This window comes from Nitrosococcus wardiae (genome assembly GCF_004421105.1).
GTDB lineage: Bacteria > Pseudomonadota > Gammaproteobacteria > Nitrosococcales > Nitrosococcaceae > Nitrosococcus > Nitrosococcus wardiae.
Window position 1 is genome coordinate 2,614,093 of the sequence record NZ_CP038033.1, and the last position, 16,759, is coordinate 2,630,851.

The 16,759-nt window shown below is 53.0% G+C and carries 20 protein-coding genes; 12 read left to right on the top strand and 8 right to left on the bottom strand.

Going from position 1 to position 16,759, the window contains the following annotated elements; all coding sequences use genetic code 11:
• From E3U44_RS12465 to E3U44_RS12490, 6 genes are read right to left on the bottom strand one after another with little or no spacing between them, the layout of a single operon-like run.
• The gene (locus E3U44_RS12465) at positions 1-318 is read right to left on the bottom strand and encodes an NADH-quinone oxidoreductase subunit K (protein ID WP_134358499.1); all 318 of its coding nucleotides are present in this window, start codon (positions 316-318) and stop codon (positions 1-3) included.
• The gene (locus E3U44_RS12470; protein ID WP_134358500.1) at positions 315-1,016 is read right to left on the bottom strand and encodes an MnhB domain-containing protein; all 702 of its coding nucleotides are present in this window, start codon (positions 1,014-1,016) and stop codon (positions 315-317) included. Before E3U44_RS12470 ends, E3U44_RS12465 begins: the two co-directional genes overlap by 4 nt.
• Complete coding sequence (locus E3U44_RS12475; RefSeq protein ID WP_134358501.1) at positions 1,000-1,290, bottom strand: Na(+)/H(+) antiporter subunit B; 291 nt, start codon at positions 1,288-1,290, stop codon at positions 1,000-1,002. The genes E3U44_RS12470 and E3U44_RS12475 overlap by 17 nt, the downstream gene beginning before the upstream one ends.
• A complete protein-coding gene (gene mnhG, locus E3U44_RS12480; protein WP_134358502.1) occupies positions 1,287-1,601 on the bottom strand; it encodes a monovalent cation/H(+) antiporter subunit G in 315 nt (104 codons plus the stop codon). The genes E3U44_RS12475 and mnhG overlap by 4 nt, the downstream gene beginning before the upstream one ends.
• Entirely contained in the window at positions 1,594-1,872 is a 279-nt protein-coding gene (locus tag E3U44_RS12485) for an MrpF/PhaF family protein (protein WP_134358503.1), read from the bottom strand. The genes mnhG and E3U44_RS12485 overlap by 8 nt, the downstream gene beginning before the upstream one ends.
• Positions 1,859-2,410, bottom strand: coding sequence for a Na+/H+ antiporter subunit E (locus E3U44_RS12490; RefSeq protein ID WP_134358504.1), 552 nt, complete (start codon positions 2,408-2,410; stop codon positions 1,859-1,861). The genes E3U44_RS12485 and E3U44_RS12490 overlap by 14 nt, the downstream gene beginning before the upstream one ends.
• A 261-nt stretch (positions 2,411-2,671) precedes the next feature.
• Here E3U44_RS12490 and E3U44_RS12495 point away from each other — a divergent pair, with 261 nt between their 5' ends.
• Positions 2,672-3,607: a universal stress protein gene (locus E3U44_RS12495; RefSeq protein WP_134358505.1), complete on the top strand. Its 936-nt coding sequence runs from the start codon at positions 2,672-2,674 to the stop codon at positions 3,605-3,607.
• Between the two features lie 134 nt (positions 3,608-3,741).
• On the top strand, positions 3,742-4,086 hold the full coding sequence (locus E3U44_RS20670; RefSeq protein ID WP_420812590.1) for a c-type cytochrome: 345 nt from the start codon (positions 3,742-3,744) through the stop codon (positions 4,084-4,086).
• Here the strand turns inward: E3U44_RS20670 and E3U44_RS12505 are convergent.
• Entirely contained in the window at positions 4,021-5,310 is a 1,290-nt protein-coding gene (locus E3U44_RS12505; RefSeq protein ID WP_134358507.1) for a DUF3422 family protein, read from the bottom strand. The genes E3U44_RS20670 and E3U44_RS12505 overlap by 66 nt on opposite strands.
• A gap of 150 nt (positions 5,311-5,460) precedes the next feature.
• Between E3U44_RS12505 and E3U44_RS12510 the strand changes: the two genes are divergently transcribed.
• From E3U44_RS12510 to E3U44_RS20685, 5 genes are all read left to right on the top strand, one after another.
• Positions 5,461-8,715, top strand: coding sequence for an HAD-IC family P-type ATPase (locus E3U44_RS12510; RefSeq protein ID WP_134358508.1), 3,255 nt, complete (start codon positions 5,461-5,463; stop codon positions 8,713-8,715).
• A gap of 113 nt (positions 8,716-8,828) precedes the next feature.
• Positions 8,829-9,446: a hypothetical protein gene (locus E3U44_RS12515; protein ID WP_134358509.1), complete on the top strand. Its 618-nt coding sequence runs from the start codon at positions 8,829-8,831 to the stop codon at positions 9,444-9,446.
• A 278-nt stretch (positions 9,447-9,724) separates the two neighbouring features.
• Complete coding sequence (locus E3U44_RS20675; protein WP_420812622.1) at positions 9,725-9,895, top strand: AI-2E family transporter; 171 nt, start codon at positions 9,725-9,727, stop codon at positions 9,893-9,895.
• Positions 9,876-10,193 (top strand): AI-2E family transporter, encoded by a 318-nt coding sequence (locus E3U44_RS20680; protein ID WP_420812591.1) that lies wholly within the window; start codon positions 9,876-9,878, stop codon positions 10,191-10,193. The genes E3U44_RS20675 and E3U44_RS20680 overlap by 20 nt, the downstream gene beginning before the upstream one ends.
• Before the next feature lie 243 nt (positions 10,194-10,436).
• Positions 10,437-10,568 carry a ribbon-helix-helix domain-containing protein gene (locus E3U44_RS20685; protein WP_134358510.1) on the top strand — a complete coding sequence of 44 codons (132 nt, stop codon included), beginning with the start codon at positions 10,437-10,439 and terminating at the stop codon, positions 10,566-10,568.
• A gap of 29 nt (positions 10,569-10,597) precedes the next feature.
• On the opposite strand, the gene E3U44_RS12530 is transcribed toward E3U44_RS20685, so the two are convergent.
• A complete protein-coding gene (locus tag E3U44_RS12530; RefSeq protein ID WP_206054785.1) occupies positions 10,598-11,497 on the bottom strand; it encodes a LysR family transcriptional regulator in 900 nt (299 codons plus the stop codon).
• A gap of 144 nt (positions 11,498-11,641) precedes the next feature.
• Between E3U44_RS12530 and E3U44_RS12535 the strand changes: the two genes are divergently transcribed.
• From E3U44_RS12535 to E3U44_RS12555, 5 genes are all read left to right on the top strand, one after another.
• Positions 11,642-12,877 carry a ketose-bisphosphate aldolase gene (locus tag E3U44_RS12535; protein ID WP_134358511.1) on the top strand — a complete coding sequence of 412 codons (1,236 nt, stop codon included), beginning with the start codon at positions 11,642-11,644 and terminating at the stop codon, positions 12,875-12,877.
• 93 nt (positions 12,878-12,970) lie between these two features.
• Complete coding sequence (locus tag E3U44_RS12540; protein WP_134358512.1) at positions 12,971-14,086, top strand: 5-(carboxyamino)imidazole ribonucleotide synthase; 1,116 nt, start codon at positions 12,971-12,973, stop codon at positions 14,084-14,086.
• A 61-nt stretch (positions 14,087-14,147) separates the two neighbouring features.
• Positions 14,148-14,627, top strand: a complete 480-nt coding sequence (gene purE / locus E3U44_RS12545; RefSeq protein WP_134359829.1) for a 5-(carboxyamino)imidazole ribonucleotide mutase — start codon at positions 14,148-14,150, stop codon at positions 14,625-14,627.
• 146 nt (positions 14,628-14,773) lie between these two features.
• Positions 14,774-15,403 carry a hypothetical protein gene (locus E3U44_RS12550; RefSeq protein WP_134358513.1) on the top strand — a complete coding sequence of 210 codons (630 nt, stop codon included), beginning with the start codon at positions 14,774-14,776 and terminating at the stop codon, positions 15,401-15,403.
• A 223-nt stretch (positions 15,404-15,626) separates the two neighbouring features.
• A complete protein-coding gene (locus E3U44_RS12555) occupies positions 15,627-16,745 on the top strand; it encodes an AI-2E family transporter (RefSeq protein WP_134358514.1) in 1,119 nt (372 codons plus the stop codon).
• The last annotated feature ends 14 nt before the right edge of the window (positions 16,746-16,759 follow it).

Below are 16,759 nucleotides of genomic sequence, written 5' to 3' on the forward strand. Positions count from 1 at the left end.
TCACTCCGAGGGAGGCTCATCCTCAAGTTCTGTCCGGCCAGTGATGGCTTTGAATCGGGTGGCAAGGGCCAGCCCTAGTAACATGGAAGCCGAAGCCACTACAATTCCGGTAAGCACCATCGCCTGGGGGACGGGATCGGGGACCCTTTCAGGGGTGCGGGAGGCTGCCGCCACATAGACCAAAAAAACCCCGCTGGCCATAATGTTGAAGGCCAGAATTTTGCGCAGCAGATGGGGGTAGGCCAGGAGGGCGTATAGGCCGATGATAAATAGTCCAATTCCAGTCAGGATATAAAGTAAAACGGGCGTTAGCATCATGGCTTTTTTCCTTTGCGTGGTCGGCCACCGGCAAAAAGGGCGGCCAGGATAACGCCAATGGAAAGGGCGGCGGGGAATTCCAGCCACAAAATTTTGGTTTTCATCCACTCGGGAGGGGTTTCCAAGAAGGGGCCTCCAGTAACTAGGGGAATGATAGCCACGGTGAGGAAGATGGCAATGCCTAATACAACCGCAAGGCGTAGCCAGATCCTCAAGGGGAGTAGAATTTCATAAAGGTTAGTGAGGATGAGGAGCACCCCAATGGTGCCTAGCATGGCCCCGCCCTGGAAAGCGCCGCCGGCAGTGCTTCCCCCGGCCCAGACCAAATAAAGGGAGGCGAGGATAATCAAGGGAATCACCAGCCGCAGAAAATCGAGCAGGATAGGATCAGGGGGGCTTGTGGGATGGGGAGGAGGGACTTCTCCTAAAGACCAGACCCCGATCAAGGCAAGGAGCAAGACGGTAAGTTCCAGCAAGGTGTCGTAATCACGAAATATCAGCAATACCGCCGTCACCGGATTGATTGCCCCGCCAGGTTCTTTGGCGGCGAGGACCATCGGTTCCAGGCCCGGTGTGACAAGGACGAGTTCCATGATTCCCCCTATCAGGATAGCCATAAGGATCGACAGCAACAAAAATAACAGGGCCCGATGGGGGTCTATCCCAGCCTTGAGTGAGAATTTAGGCTTCCGAATCATGGTGGGGTTCTGAGTTCCTTTGCTGGGGTTGTCGCTCGCCCATTCGGCGCAAGGTGACTAGTAAGGCGGTGCCCGACAAGCCTGCGCCGATGACCGCCTCCGCTAGGGCGATATCGATAGCAGCCAGCCGAACCCAGACCAATGCCATAATAAGGCCAAAGGCGATAAACAGCACGATGGCCCGGAACAGATCCGGATGGGTGAGCAACTGCCAAGCCAGCCAGAGTAAAGTGAGTGCCAGCAGTCCATCAATGCTCCACTGCAAGAAGCTCATGGTTGACTCCTGGGCTGGATACCTCGGTTTAATGCGGCCCGCGCAATGAGAAAGCTGGTCGTGGCGCTAGAGGCGATCACCAATAGCCAAATTAAAATCAACTTGAGTGCGCCAGTTAAAGTCTCAGCCTGTAGCACCAGACCGGCGATGACCAGCCCGAGGCCCAGGTTATCCGCTTTGGTGAGGGCATGGAGGCGGCTGTAGATGTCGGGAAACCGTAGCAAACCGAGGGTGCCCACGACAAAAAAGAGGACCCCAGATAGAATGAAGGCAGCGCTTAGCCAATGGCTGAGAGAGATCAGGCTAGTCATGGGTTTCGGGTTCCGTGTTCCAGGTGTGTCGCACGAAGGCGATGCCGGTAATGGCCGCCAGGAGGGCAAAGATTAAAGCCACGTCCTGCAAAGAAGGGTTATCCTGGGCTTCGCCCAATAACAGTAAAATAGCCACGCTGGTGGTGCCAAAAAGTTGCGCTGTGAGCATCCGGTCTGCCGCCGTAGGCCCTCGCACTATCCGGATAAGGCCCACCATGATGGTGACTATTAGAATTTCACTAAGAACCAATCCCCAATCAAATAACGCCATTCCCGGTTTCCTTGTTCTGCTCACTATTAGTGTGCTGCAAACGGAACAGGGTTGCAATGCGGGTTTCCAGGGCCTGGACTTCCTCGATAATCGGTGCCTGGATATCTAAGACATGGAGCGTGAGGCGATGGCGATGGATACGTGCCACTAGGGTACCCGGCAACAGATTGATGGTATAGACAAGCAGGGTACGGGCGGGAGTCTTCGGGGGGAGCTGGGTTGGAAATTCCACCAGGCCAGGGTTGAGGGGTAACCGCGGTTGAAGCACCCGTTTTGCCACATCGATGCCAGCGCGCAGGGATTGCCACAAAAAAAAGAGAATAAAACGTAGTAAACTAAAATAATTTAGACTGAAAAATTTGCGGCGAGAAAGCTGTAGGCTGACATAGGTTGCCGCTAAGACAGCGGGTATTCCCACTCCCCAGGAGGTAGGAGCGCCGCCAGTTAGGATCCACCATAGCCAGGCAAATAGTAAAATTCGGCCGAGGATGGGGAACAAGAAGGCTTGATCGCGTTTACTTTGCGATGGGGGTTTCAAGTCGGCTTTCTCTCTCTTGACGTGGTTATCCAGTAATCACCAAGGGGATGGTGAAAAGGCCTATTCCCCATGGGTCCACTGTTTTAGGGTGTATTCTAAATTAAGTTAAGCATGCTCTATTATTAACAACAAGATGGGTAATGATTTACAGTACATCGTTTTTTCTCTCTGCGGTGTGCTCAACTTCCAATGTGCGGCTCCCTCTTTCCTTTCCAAGTTAGCTTATTTACCTAATCATATTTAACAGGCAGGTCAACTGGTATGAAACAAATTAAGAATATCCTTTTAGCCCTGGATGGCAAATATCACCGGCAGGCATTGATAGCCCAAGTGGCAGCGGTGGCAGGAGAGGGCGGTGCCCAGGCAACTTTATTGAGTGTTTTGGAAACGCCGCCAAGCAAGCAGGAGGTGGGAATAGAGCCGTCAGAACTCCAGCGGTTGATGACCGAAGATCGGGTGGAGCAGTTAAAGGATATCGCCTCGGAACTTGAAAGGCATGGCCTTCAAGTGACTGTCAAGGTCTCACAAGGAAAGGCTTTTATCGAAATCATTCGGGAAGCTTTGAAAGGAAATTATGATCTGGTTATGAAGCCCGCGGAAAGCGAGGCTACCACCAGGAGCATTTTGTTTGGCAGCACGGATATGCAGCTTTTGCGGATGTGCCCTGCTCCGGTGTGGGTCATTAAACCGACTCACCATACCCAAGTGGGCAAAATTATGATTGCCGTAGATTTGCTTCCCTTTGAGGAAGAAAAAAGTGCCCTTGCTGACAAAGTGATTCAGTGGGGAAAAGTGATTGCTCATTTGGCGAGTGCCGAGCTTCACGTGTTTCATGTTTGGGAACTTTATGGGGAAACGACTTTGCGAGGAAGAACGGTTTTGGCGGATACCGTCGACAACCTGGTGCGAGAGGAGGAGCGGCGGCATCGCCAGTGGCTAGATGAAGCACTTGCAAAAAATGGGGTAGAGCAGAAACAGGTGCAGATCCATTTTTATGAAGGTGAGGCGAAAAAGTTAATCCCCACCATAGCTAATAAAACAGAAACTGATCTATTGATCATGGGGACTGTTGGGCGAACCGGGATACCGGGCTTTTTTATTGGCAATACCGCTGATTCGGTGCTTCCCCAAGTGGACTGTTCAATTCTTGCCATCAAGCCGGACGGCTTTGTGACTCCGGTGAAGGTAGATTATTAAAAACGGATTAATCCCACTCTATTTTTCCAATTTATTGGTAAATGAAAAAACCACGTCCTTTGGGCGTGGTCAGAGTTCAGCGGCTGTGCCAGTTGAACGGCTCATTGTTACCTCTATCAAGCGTTATTCCCACAATGCACAGAGAGGTAAGCAGAAAGAAAGGGAAACAGTTGTATTTGACGGACGCCGAACCGGTTGCCTGTGCGAACTGCCATGGCGTTCACGGTGATGGCCAGGGCCCCATCGGCAAATACCTGCAACCACCACCCACTAATTTTACTTGCGCAGAACTGATGGACGCTTTACCCAATGGACAGTTGTTTTGGGTGATTAAAAGCGGTTCTGGATTGGTTTTGGTGGATGCACTGTGCTTATCCACCCTACTCGGAGGCTGTAGTCACGTAGTTTTGGTATCAGTCCGCTCCCTGGTTTTGGGTTACCATACGCCGGATTTTCCGCACGCCCAGGGCGACCAGTAGGGCGACCACCGGGATTGAAATACCGATGGCCAAATCAGGATTAATGGGCAAATTAGCTGCTTTTGCCGCCTTGGCAAGATACCCTACCAGACCCACCACATAATAAGTGATTGCCGCTACCGATAAGCCCTCCACGGTCTCTTGCAAGTGGAGCTGGAGCTTGGCCCGTTTGGCCATGGAAGACAGCACCTGCTGATTTTGGTGCTCAAGGGAGATATTCACTCGGGTACGCAATAGCTCGCTTGCCCGGCCAATACGCCGGGACAGGCTTTCCTGTAGCCGGAGCACCGTCTTGCAGGTATGCATTGCCGGCCCCATACGCCGCTCGCTGAACTCACGAAAGGTCTGCATTCCTTGGGCTCGCAACTCACGCAGTTCACTAATACGCCGCTGCACTAGCTCATAGTAAGCCTGGGCAGCGGTGATGCGATACTGGATGGAGGAGGCCATGCTTTCGGTGGTCGCAGCTAATTTCGTTAGTTGATCCAGAAGCGCCGGTTCTTCCTCAGTGGTGGCTGAGGCGATCGCCTCGGTAATGTTGGCTAATTCCTGTTCAGCGCGCCCCAACATCGGCATGGTGCTACGTGCCAGTGGGTAGGTGAGTAGTGCTTGCATGATATAGGATTCAATCTCCAGCAACCGTTGCACCATCCGTCCGGCCTGACGCGGGGTGAGGCTAATGTCTTTGATGATAAATCGGCTAAAGCCGTCCCCATGGATACGGAAATCGGCGTAGGCGATGGCCGCCCCTTCGCCGGTGCGGGCGCCAGTGAGCACGTTGCCCTCAAATAGATCTGCCAGCTCATCAGGAGTGCGTGGTTTTTCGGGCATGGGATAGATGGCTAGGTGGGCGGCGACTAGCGTTTGTCCCGGTAACTCCGCTAGCCAATCTTGGGGTACGCTTTCGATGACGGTGTTGGCGAAGGGTTCCTGGAAGGGGCCACGCCGGAAAAAGGTGTAGCTGGTGAATTCCGTATGTTTCTGCCATTTGAGGCGAAATGGACCAAGATCGATGCGAAAGTGATTGCTTTTTGGAACCAGGATGGGGTGGCCAAAGCGGGCACAAATCTCGGCGAGTTTTTCCCGCTCCAGCCCCTCCATTTTAGGATCTGAGGTAAGCACAAGGTGTGATACTTGCTCCGGAGGAACGAGTGATTCTGGCGGCCGGGCGTGCAGTTCGTTGTTGAGTAGCCACCGCTGAGGATGATCGGCAGGTATCGGCATCGGTCTAGACTTTGGCTTCCTTCTGATGAGGTAAGGCTTTTGATTTTACCGAATTTTGGTCATTGGTTATGTTCAAAATTGCCACCCCTGCAAAAATGTTTACTGTAAAGGGTCCTATATTTTATGGAAAAGCGAAGGCATAGGATAATTATGAAATCGGTAAAGCAAGAAAGTTGGCATGCCCATACAGTAGAGGCCGTATTACAGCGGATAGACAGTGAGCGTCTGGGATTGACCCAGAGCGAGGTAGAGCAACGCCTTCAGCAGTATGGCTCCAACCGAATTACTCCGTCTAGGAGACGGGGACCCGTAGAACGGTTTTTAGCCCAATTTCATGATGTCCTCATTTACGTATTGCTTGCCGCTGCTGTTGTCACCGCCTTGCTTGGTCATTGGGTAGACACGGGGGTCATTCTAGGGGTTGTCGTCCTTAATGCCCTAATTGGCTTTATCCAAGAAGGAAAAGCTGAGCAGGCGCTAGAGGCTATCCGCGACCTCCTCTCGCCCCAGGCTAATGTATTGCGTGATGGCCGCTATATATTAATCCCTGCCGAGCAGTTAGTTCCTGGCGATGTAGTCACTTTGCAGTCAGGGGATAAGGTGCCTGCAGACCTTCGCCTTATCCGGGTGAAGAACTTACGCATTGAGGAAGCTGCCCTGACTGGAGAATCCGTGCCGGTGGAAAAGGCGCTTGAACCTGTCGCTGAAAATGCGCCTTTGGGGGATCGGGCCAGCATGACCTATTCCGGAACACTAGTCACCTACGGGACGGCAGAAGGGGTGGTAGTGGCCACGGGGGATGATACCGAGATTGGGCGTATTAGTACTATGCTAGGGGAGGTACAAACCCTGACCACGCCTTTGCTGCGACAGATGGCTGTGTTTAGCCGCTGGCTGACGGTCGCTATCTTGGGGCTGGCGGCGGCGGTTTTTGCCTTTGGGGTAGGGGTCCAAGGGTATTCCCCCCAGGAGATGTTTCTCGCCGCCGTAGGCCTTACGGTGGCGGCCATTCCAGAAGGATTACCCGCCATTATGACCATTACCTTGGCCATTGGGGTCCAGCGTATGGCGCGTCGTAATGCCATTATTCGTCGTCTTCCGGCGGTGGAAACTTTAGGCGCCGTCAATGTGATCTGTTCTGATAAAACGGGCACCTTGACCCGGAATGAGATGACGGTGCGCACCATAACCACTGCGGACGAGGTATTCGAGGTCAGCGGGGTGGGATATAACCCTCATGGCGGGTTTAGTCGTCAGGGTCAGGTTATCCAAATGGAGGATTATCCTGAATTAGGGGAACTATGCCGTGCCGGTCTGCTTTGCAATGATGCAAATCTCCACAACGTGGAATCTCAATGGGTCATACAAGGGGATCCTACTGAAGCCTCCCTAGTCAGCCTGGCAATGAAGGCGAATTTGATACCAGAATTGGAGCGGGAGGAATGGCGCCGTGTGGATGTGATTCCCTTTGAATCAGAACATCGTTTCATGGCGACCCTGCATTGTGATCGGGTGGGCCATGCTTTCATCTATCTTAAAGGGGCTCCTGAGCGGGTTTTGGAAATGTGCCACCGTCAGCGCAGCCAGGGTGAAGATCAACCGTTGGATCTGCGCTATTGGCATGAACGTATTCAGGAGATGGCCAGCCAGGGTAAGCGGGTCTTAGCGGTAGCTTTTCAAGCTACAGATATTAACCATTGCAGTTTGCGCTTTGAGGATGTGCAAGGTGGACTGACCCTGTTGGGATTGCTTGGGATCATCGATCCCCCTCGGACGGAAGCCATCGCTGCGGTCAAGGAATGCCAGGAAGCAGGAATCCGCGTCAAGATGATTACCGGGGATCACCTCTTGACTGCCCAGGCCATCAGCCAGCAACTGGGTCTTAAACATAGCCATAAGGCTCTGGCCGGTGCGGAACTGGAGAACATGGATGAAGAGGCCCTGGGTAAAGAAGTGTTAGAGGTGGATGTTTTCGCGCGGGCTAGCCCAGAACATAAGCTCCGTCTGGTCAAGGCCTTGCAGGCCCAAGGACGGGTCGTGGCCATGACCGGTGATGGGGTTAACGATGCGCCTGCGTTGAAGCGGGCTGATGTAGGCATCGCCATGGGTCACAAGGGGACGGAGGTGGCTAAGGAAGCCGCCGAAGCCGTGCTCGCCGATGATAATTTTGCTTCTATTGCCCAGGCGGTGAAGGAAGGGCGTACCGTCTACGATAACCTAAAGAAGTCCATTCTCTTTATTTTGCCGACCAATGGGGGCGAGGCAGTGGCCTTGATCGCCGCCATTCTATTAGGCTATATGCTCCCCATTACTCCGGTGCAGATCCTATGGATTAATATGGTCACCGCAGTTACTCTTGCCTTGGCCCTTGCTTTTGAGCCCCCAGAAGGCAATGTCATGCGCCGCCGCCCTCGTGATCCTCGGAAGCCAATATTATCCGGTTTTTTTATTTGGCGCATTATCTTCGTCTCGGCCATTTTGGTGGCAGGCACGTTTGGGCTCTTTCTTTGGTACCGCGAACAGGGTGCTTCCATTGAATATGCCCGTACCATAGCCGTGAATACCTTGGTGATGTTTGAGATCTTTTATCTTCTCAACACCCGCTATATAACTAGCTCAGTCTTATCCCGCGAGGGTTTGTTAGGTAATCGCTATGTCTTGATAGCTATCGCCGTAGTAATAGGACTACAGTGGCTATTTACCTATACCGGGCCGATGCAGCAACTGTTTGCCAGCGTGGCTCTAGGCCTCCATGATTGGGGCTGGATTATGCTGGTCACTTCTTCTGTGTTTGTGCTCGTGGAACTGGAAAAATTCTTTTTGAGGCTAAGGGAAAAGAAGGCCCCGCCCCGGAGAGTTAAAGCGCCTGTGACAGCCTTTGAGCGGTTTAAGTTCTGGGGAGTGTGGCCAGCGGCGCTTATTCTTCTGCTGCTCGGCGTCGGGGTAGGCAGCTGGGTATGGGTTCAGCTTGAGGGAGAGAAAGAACAAGCGGTGGTGGTGGCAGAAGCCGAAAGACAGGCGCCCTCACCTGCCGAACCCCTGCCGGACACGCCGACTCCGAAAGTAAAAACACCTCCTGAGAGGACGCCGACGCCTGTTCCCCAGCCGCCTGAAGTGGCGCAGATACCGCGGCCGGAGGAAGAGCAGGAAGCACCGGCAAGGCCTGATGTGGCCCCTCAGCCCCCCATCCGGGAAGCGCCGGAACAGGCCGAAGTGTCTCCCGCCGTAAAGACAGTAGTTGTCCAGCCAGGCGACACCCTCTCCCAGATCGCGGCACGCGCCTACGGCGATCCCAACCAATGGCCGCTTATCTATGAAGCCAATCGGGACAAGATCAAAGACCCGAATGTCATCACCCCAGGCATGGAGCTGACTCTTCCCCCGGTGCCTGAAAATCAGGACTAATCTGGACAGGGGGGACTAAACGCCTGGTTACTAGCTAACCCAGGGTAATTTTGTTAGGCTGCAATTCAAATAGTAGCCATTTGAGTTTATGTTCCAAGAGCGGAGAAAGGGGAATGGGATCAAAACGAGAGATGGAAGAGCGGGAAGAGCATGAGGCCGGGGAAGAAGAAGACGAGGCCATGGATATGGTCGAAAGGGCCTATCCTCGGAAGAGCTTTACTTTGGTTGAAGTAATATTTTATGGCTTAATCATCCTATCGGTGGTAGGCGTTGCAATCACTCAGGCCTCTGTTGTTATGGGCCGTGTCTATTGGCTGGCTATGATACCGATTATTGCTGCCGCCACCTTTTATGTGGAGTGGGTAAGGGGCCGTGAAGAGGGAATTAAGTGGCGAGCGCTACTGCGAACCCAACTCTACCACTGGGGAGCGCTTTTGGTCGCCGTAGAGTTGGTGTATATGCTTTTCAATTTTGGCCGGCTCAGCAATGAAGGCGTGAGTCTGGTGGTTCTTCTTTTGCTGGCGCAGACGACATTTTTAGTAGGCGTGTACGTGGATTGGCGATTTTCCATAGTAGCTTTATTCCAAGCTTTTTCTCTCATCGTGCTGGCTTATTTGAAAGCTTATATATGGATAATCTTATTAATTGCTATAGGGATAATCGCCTTGGGATTTTATTTCCATAGAAAATTCCCAGAAAAATTTTCATTTCCCCACCGCCGTCGCTTTTAATCGTTAGAAAAACCTCCTGGCGTGTAAAAGTGGATATTGCCAGATTAAATCTTATGCTCTATAGGGTATTTGCTCGGTCTCCCTCACATATGATCGTTGGAGCTATCGGTGGCGGGCATCTTGCTCGCATGCTCACCCACTGCTGATGACTCAGCTTTTGTGCACGTTACTGGCAACGGCGTAACGCCTACTTCCTCATATGCGCTTTGTTCGTGATTGGTTTCAGCATCATTTTGCCAATCCTCAGGTAGCGGGCCTGGCCCTGTTACTTGTCAATTGTGGTCTTTATGGGGCGCCTATTGGCACCGGTGTTGGCTAGCCTGGTGATTGCCTATTTATTAGAGGGGATTGTGGGGTATCTGGAGCGACGCCGCTGCCCTCGCTGGCTAGCCGTGATTTTGGTGTTTACGGTGTTCTTGGTGGCCCTTTTTGGGACATTTTTGGATTAATTCCCTTGCTCTCTCAACAGGTCACTCAATTTTTCCAGCTAATGTGTTGGTTCCCTTCCTGTTTGCCGAAGTGGTGGATTTGCACCCGGTGGCGGTGATTGTGGCGATTGTGGTTTTTGGAGGAATTTGGGGTTTTTTGGGGGCTTTTTTTGCGATTCCGCTGGCCACGCTCATCCAGGCAGTGCTCAAGACTTGGCCTAAACTCCCCCCTGTAGAAGAACAGCGTCCGCTGCTCAAACATTGGGGTAATCGCTTTTTGCCGGGACGACAACGGTCCCGGTTAGGCAGGGTATGGTAGGCAGCAGCCGTGCTTTGCCGGCTGCTTATCGATAGAGCCCATGGGGGCAAGATCAAAGACCCTAACGTCATCGTCCCAGGCATGGGGCTGACTCTTCCCCCGGTGCCTGAAAATCAGGACTAATTTGCTTCCTGGATAGATGGCAACCCTTCACTCAATCTTGTGCGCCAGGAACATATTTGTAAGATAATGTCCGCCAAAAATAATCCTATTATCCGTACATCATAAATCCAATAAACCAAAATGAAGCGCACAAACATTTATATTCCTGAAGAACTCATCAAGAGACTTAAAGCCATTTCGCAAGGGCGGACGCTTGCGGCAATGGTTAGAGAAGCCATTATATTCTATCTTGAGCATCATGAGAAAACATGAGGTTATAGCCGACTTTCATAGATTACAGCTCACTGTGACCTACCCTCTCCTACGAGAAAATCAAGAAAGGCCGACGCTGTTAGACCTAAGCGTTTTCCTTCCAGGTGGACCGCGTGCCACATGCAGTGTATCGGGAAGCCTTGCACTGGAAGCACAATAATACGGCCGGTTTCTAGTTCTAGAGCAAGGCTGCTCGTGGACAATACCGAAACGCCTAGCCCGGCCATGACACCTTGTTTGATGGCTTCGCTCGACCCCAGCTCCATATAGGGCTTTACCAGCAGTCCATGCTCAGTGAACAGGCGCTCAGTGATGGCCCGAGTACCGGAACCCGCTTCTCGCATCAGGAAGCGCTCACTGGAAAAGCGTTGTAGAGGGATCGTGCTTTCCTTGACCAGGGGATGATCCGGGTGCGCGATCGGCACTAGACGGTTCTCCATGAACGGCTGTGCATTTTGTACCAGATGTTCTGGAATTTGACCCATAACCACGAAATCATCCTGATTAGCGGCGAGGCGTTCAAGCACCCGCGCTCGGTTAGTCACCGTGAGTTGGGGTTGTACCTCGGGGTGCTCGCGGAGGAAGCGGCCTAGAAAATGGGGCATAAAGAATTTGGCCGAGGTTACAACCGCGATTTGCAAGGGACCTGCCACCATGCCTTTCATGTCTGTCACAGCACCCGCCAGATACTTAAGCCGAGCAACCACCTCGCTAGCTGCCGCGTATACCTCCTCCCCAGCGCGAGTCAGAAAAAGTTTTTTCCCCACCTGTTCGAACAGCGGTAGCCCAATGCTCCCTTCCAGCCGTTTGAGCTGGATGGAAACAGCCGGTTGGCTGAGGTGTAGCTCCTCAGCGGCGCGGGTATAACTGCGGTGCCGTGCGACTGCCTCAAAAAGGCGCAATTGCTGTAGTGTCCAACGATGTATCATATACCATAGTAAATGGTTTTCATTTTTTAAATTTACTGTTATTTATCCCTATTTCTGTCGTAAAATCAATATTACGTTAGTTGCGCGCCAGTTCGCTGCCTGCCGCAACCGCCAAAACCACTTTGATCGCGGAGAATTGAAATCATGCCGCTCGTCAACATGAAAGACCTGCTCGTTCACGCCTACGACAACGGCTATGCCGTGGGCGCTTTTGACCTAGTGAGCCTGGATTTCTTGGAAGCCATTGTTACTGCGGCCGAACGCGCCCGCGCGCCAGTGATTCTCAGCCTGGCCGAGTCCCACTTCAGCCATTTCGACTTCGAGCTCGCGATGCCGGCGGTAGAAGCCGCAGCTCAACGCAGTGCCGTGCCGGTCGCCATTCACCTCGATCACGGGGCTAGTATGGAATCGGCAGTCAAGGCGATCCGGCTGGGCGCCAACGGCGTCATGGTCGATGCTTCCCACTTACCGCTTGGAGAGAATATCGCCGCAACCCGCGAGGTAGTGGAAATGGCCCATGCCTGTGGCGTAGCTGTGGAAGGCGAGCTGGGTTATGTCCCCGGCGTTGAGGGAGAGGACGCCGAACGCCATCCGGGGTCACTTAGGTATACCAGCGCGGCCGAAGCCCGGCAATATGCAGAGAAGACTGGCGTGGACTGCTTGGCGGTCTCTATCGGGACAGTGCACGGACGTATGAAGGATAAACCCCGGCTCGATTGGGGCCGGCTCAAGGAGATCAACGCTGCCATCCGCTTACCCTTAGTTATTCACGGCGGCACTGGCCTCTCCGATGATGAGTTCCGCAAGCTTATCTCCTTGGGTGTGGTTAAGATCAACTACTATACCGCGCTGGCCGATATTGCCGGTGAGGTCATCCGCACGGCCGCGAAGAGGGGAGCCAGGGGTTATACTGCACTGGTTGCTGGAATCCGCGAAGCTGTTGCGAGTGAGGTGGAACGTTGCATAGGAGTGTGGGGGTCTGCTGACCGTGCCGCAGAGGTTTTGGACCGTTGCCGACCCTGGCTCAATGTAGAACACGTGGTGGTCTACAACGCCCCCGAGCTTGACGAGAAGGAACTGCGTGCTATGATGGAGGAAGGCCAGCGGGTGCTTGCCGCCATCGCCGGTGTGCGCGAGGTGAGGGTGGGCAGCCTGGTGTCAAAAGGCGCTCGCTATCATTATTGTTGGTTCATTCGCTTCGCCTCGTCGGCAGTGATTGACAGTTACCAGCACCACCCCGCTCATGTTGTCTTCGCCGAGCGCTTATTCCGCCCAGCGGCGCCTGACCGCATCACTGCCGATTACTGCATGGCTAATGTCCATACTGGTGTCGCCGCTTTGCCGCTATCGGCCGCTCCGTCCCAGCGTCAATCCACGTGAAGGTCTGAGAGTGCGTGTGATGGAGTTTAAGGTGCTGCTTTTTGACGGGGATAGGACGCTGTGGCCAAAGGTGACCAGATCGGGGAGGAACTCATGAAGGTTGGCATCATGGGCGGCGGTCAGCTCGCTCGCATGTTGGCGTTGGCGGGGCACCGGTTAGGTGTGCACTGCCTAGCCCTCGATCCCCAGCCTGATGCTTGCGCCGCGCCCGTTGCGCAACACATAATCGCCGCTTACGACGACCGTAATGCGCTCACGCGGCTTTCCCAAGCGTCGGATTGCGTGACCTTTGAGTTCGAAAACGTACCGCATGGATCCTTGCAGTTCGTGGCCGCGCAGGCTGCGGTTTATCCGCCACTCTCAGCGCTAGCAGCCGCTCAGGATAGATTGCACGAGAAAAATCTGTTTCGTGCACTTGGTATTCCAACGCCGCCCTTCATTGCGGTGGACAACTGCGCCAGCCTCGCCCAAGCGGTGGCCGAAATCGGATTACCAGCAGTGCTCAAGAGGCGCACGCAGGGCTACGATGGCAAGGGCCAAATAGTACTGCGCGCGGCATCTGAAATCGAGGCGGCTTGGCTGCGGCTCGGCGCGGTTCCAATGATTGTGGAACGTTTCGTGCCTTTCGAGCGTGAGCTGTCCTTGGTGGTGGTGCGGGGTCGTGATCTGGAGACTGCGTTCTACCCGCTTACGGAAAACCTCCACCATGACGGCATCTTGCGCGTGTCCTGGAGCCGCCCAGGTGATGCATTACAGGAATTTGCCGAGGACTACGTGCGGCGTTTATTGGACGAACTGAAATACGTGGGCGTAATGGCCGTGGAGTTCTTTCAGGTCAGCGGAGGGCTGTTAGCAAACGAGTTCGCCCCGCGGGTTCACAACTCCGGGCATTGGACTATCGAGGGCGCCGAGACCTGTCAGTTCGAAAACCATATGCGGGCGATCCTGGGCTTGCCGCTTGGATCCACGGCTTCCGTCGGATGCGCTGCCATGGTCAATTTTATCGGCACGCTGCCCGAGATCGGACAGGTGCTCGCTATACCGCAGACGCATCTGCATATTTACGGCAAGGAAGCATATCCAGGACGCAAGCTCGGTCATGTGACGCTTTGGACCCATGACAGGCGCGCCTTGCCGACCAGACTCAACCAGCTACGGGCGCTTAAGGGGGGTGATAGGGCAAGGGCTTTCCGAGCATTAATTTCCTAAGTCGTGTTGGAGACATGCAGTGAGTGAAAAACAAGACACACAGCCACTAGTGGGAGTCATCATGGGATCGGCATCGGACTGGGAGACTATGAACCATACGTCAGCAACACTGGCTCAGCTCGGAGTTCCCCATGAGGTGGAGGTGGTTTCCGCACATCGCACACCGGACAAGCTATTCCAGTATGCTGAATCGGCGGAGGTACGAGGATTGGAAGTGATTATCGCAGGTGCCGGTGGGGCTGCTCACTTACCAGGAATGGTGGCCGCCAAAACTATTGTGCCGGTGCTCGGCGTTCCGGTCCAGTCTAAGGCGATGAATGGTTTGGATTCTCTGTTGTCCATTGTGCAGATGCCGGCCGGTGTGCCGGTGGGGACACTCGCGATTGGTCGGGCAGGGGCCATTAATGCAGCGCTACTTGCTGCTGCTATTCTCGCTAATAAGTTTCCCTGGATACACCAGGCATTAATAGAGTATCGGCATCAACAAACTGAGAGGGTACTTGTTCATTCTGTCCCACGAGAACGGGAGCCTGGGGCATAAGTGGATGCCGTTGTGTTAGTTTTTGGCAAGCGGGATTGGGCCGCTGCACCTTGCACCAGTGCGTCTTGCGCTTGGTTCGTAAAACTCTTTAGTCTATATGATTAAGAAGCAGTTTGAGTTTATCTTCTAAGAGCGGAGAGGGGCTGGTGAATACAAGACAAGAGGCAGATTCTGAAACGGGGGCAAGAAAAGTGAACATCCCGGAAGTGCAGGAGGGGGAAGAAGTTATCTTAGTAGAAGATGCTCATTCCCGGAAGGGCTTTACCTTCGCTGAGGTGATATTTTATGGCTTAATCATCCTGTCGGTGGTCGGCGCTGCAATCACCCAGGCTTCTGTTGTTGTGGGCCGTCTTTATTGGTTGGCCATGATACCGATTATTGCTGCCGCTACTCTCTATGTAGAGTGGGTAAGGGGCCGCGAAACAGGCACTAGATGGCGAGCGCTACTGCGAGCCCAACTTTTCCACTGGGGAGCACTTTTGGTTTCCGTAGAGGTGGTGTATTTGCTATTTAATTTTGGCCGGCTCAGCAATGAAGGTGTGAGCTTAGTGATTCTTCTTTTGCTGGCGCAGACGACATTTCTGGTAGGCGTCTATGTGGATTGGCGATTTTCCATAGTAGCCTTATTCCAGGCTTTTTCTCTCATCATGTTGGCTTATTTGCAAGCTTATATATGGTTAATATTATTAATTGCTATCGGAATAATCGCCTTGGGGATTTATTTCCATAGAAAATTTCCAGGAAAACTTCCACCCTCCAGCCACAGCCGCATTTAGTCGTTTGAAAAACGTCCCAGCGGGCAAAAGGTGGCATTTAACATTGCCAGATTGAATCTTATGTTCTACAGAGTACTTGTTTGGTCTGCTCCGCGGTAGTCTGGGGCATGAACGTTGGAGTTCTCAGTAGCGGGCATTCTGGCCGAATGCTTATTCTCTTTCTCTGCTGATGAGTCAGCTTTTGTACACGTTACTGGCAACGGCGTAACGCCTACTTTCTCATATGCGCTTTGTTCGTGATTGGTTTCAGCGTCATTTTGCCAATCCTCAGGTAGCGGGCCTGGCCCTGTTACTTGTCGTTGGTTTTGCCATTGTAGTCTTTATGGGGCGCCTATTAGCACCGGTGTTGGCTAGTCTGGTGATCGCCTATTTGCTAGAGGCAATCGTGGGATATCTGGAGCGACGCCGCTGCCCTCGCTGGCTAGCCGTGATTTTGGTGTTTATGGTGTTCTTGGTGGCCCTTTTTGGGGACATTTTTGGGTTAATTCCCTTGCTTTCTCAACAAGCCGCTCAATTTTTCCAGCTCTTGCCTACTATGATTGCTCGGGGGCATGAACTTTTATTGAGTTTGCCCGAGCACTATCCCGATTTATTTTCCGAGGCGCAGGTCAATCATCTGGTGAGCGCTATCCACGTTGAGGTGGCCCAATCAGGGCAAGAGGTGTTTTCCTGGTCCGTGGCGTCAGTAAGGAATCTCTTTATGCTGGCGATGTACTTTGTGCTGGTACCATTGTTGGTATTTTTCTTTCTCAAGGACAAAGAGCAGCTGATTGAGTGGTGTAAGTCCTATCTTCCGCGGGAGCGAAAGTTGATAGTGCAAGTCTGGCGTGAAGTGGATTTTCAGATAGGGAACTATGTTCGGGGTAAATGCATCGAGATTCTGATTGTCTGGGTGGTGAGTTTTCTCACCTTTTCCATCCTAGGTTTGCAGTTTCCTATCCTGCTGGGGCTGCTCATGGGCTTGTCGGTTCTTATTCCCTATATTGGGGCGATGGCCATCACTTTACTGGTGGCGTTTGTGGCTTATTTTCAATGGGGTTTTAGCGCCGAGTTTGTGGAAGTGTTGGGTGCTGCGGTGATCATTCAGTTTTTGGACGGCAATGTGTTGGTTCCCTTCTTGTTTGCCGAAGTGGTGGATTTGCACCCGGTAGCGGTAATTGTGGCGATTGTGGTTTTTGGAGGAATTTGGGGTTTTTGGGGGCTTTTTTTTGCGATTCCGCTGGCCACGCTCATCCAGGCAGTGCTCAAGGCTTGGCCTAAACTCCCCCCTGTAGAAGAACAGCGTCCGCTGCTAAAACGTTGGGGTATTCGCTTCTTGCCGGGACGACAACGGTCCCGGTGAGGCAGAGTATTGTA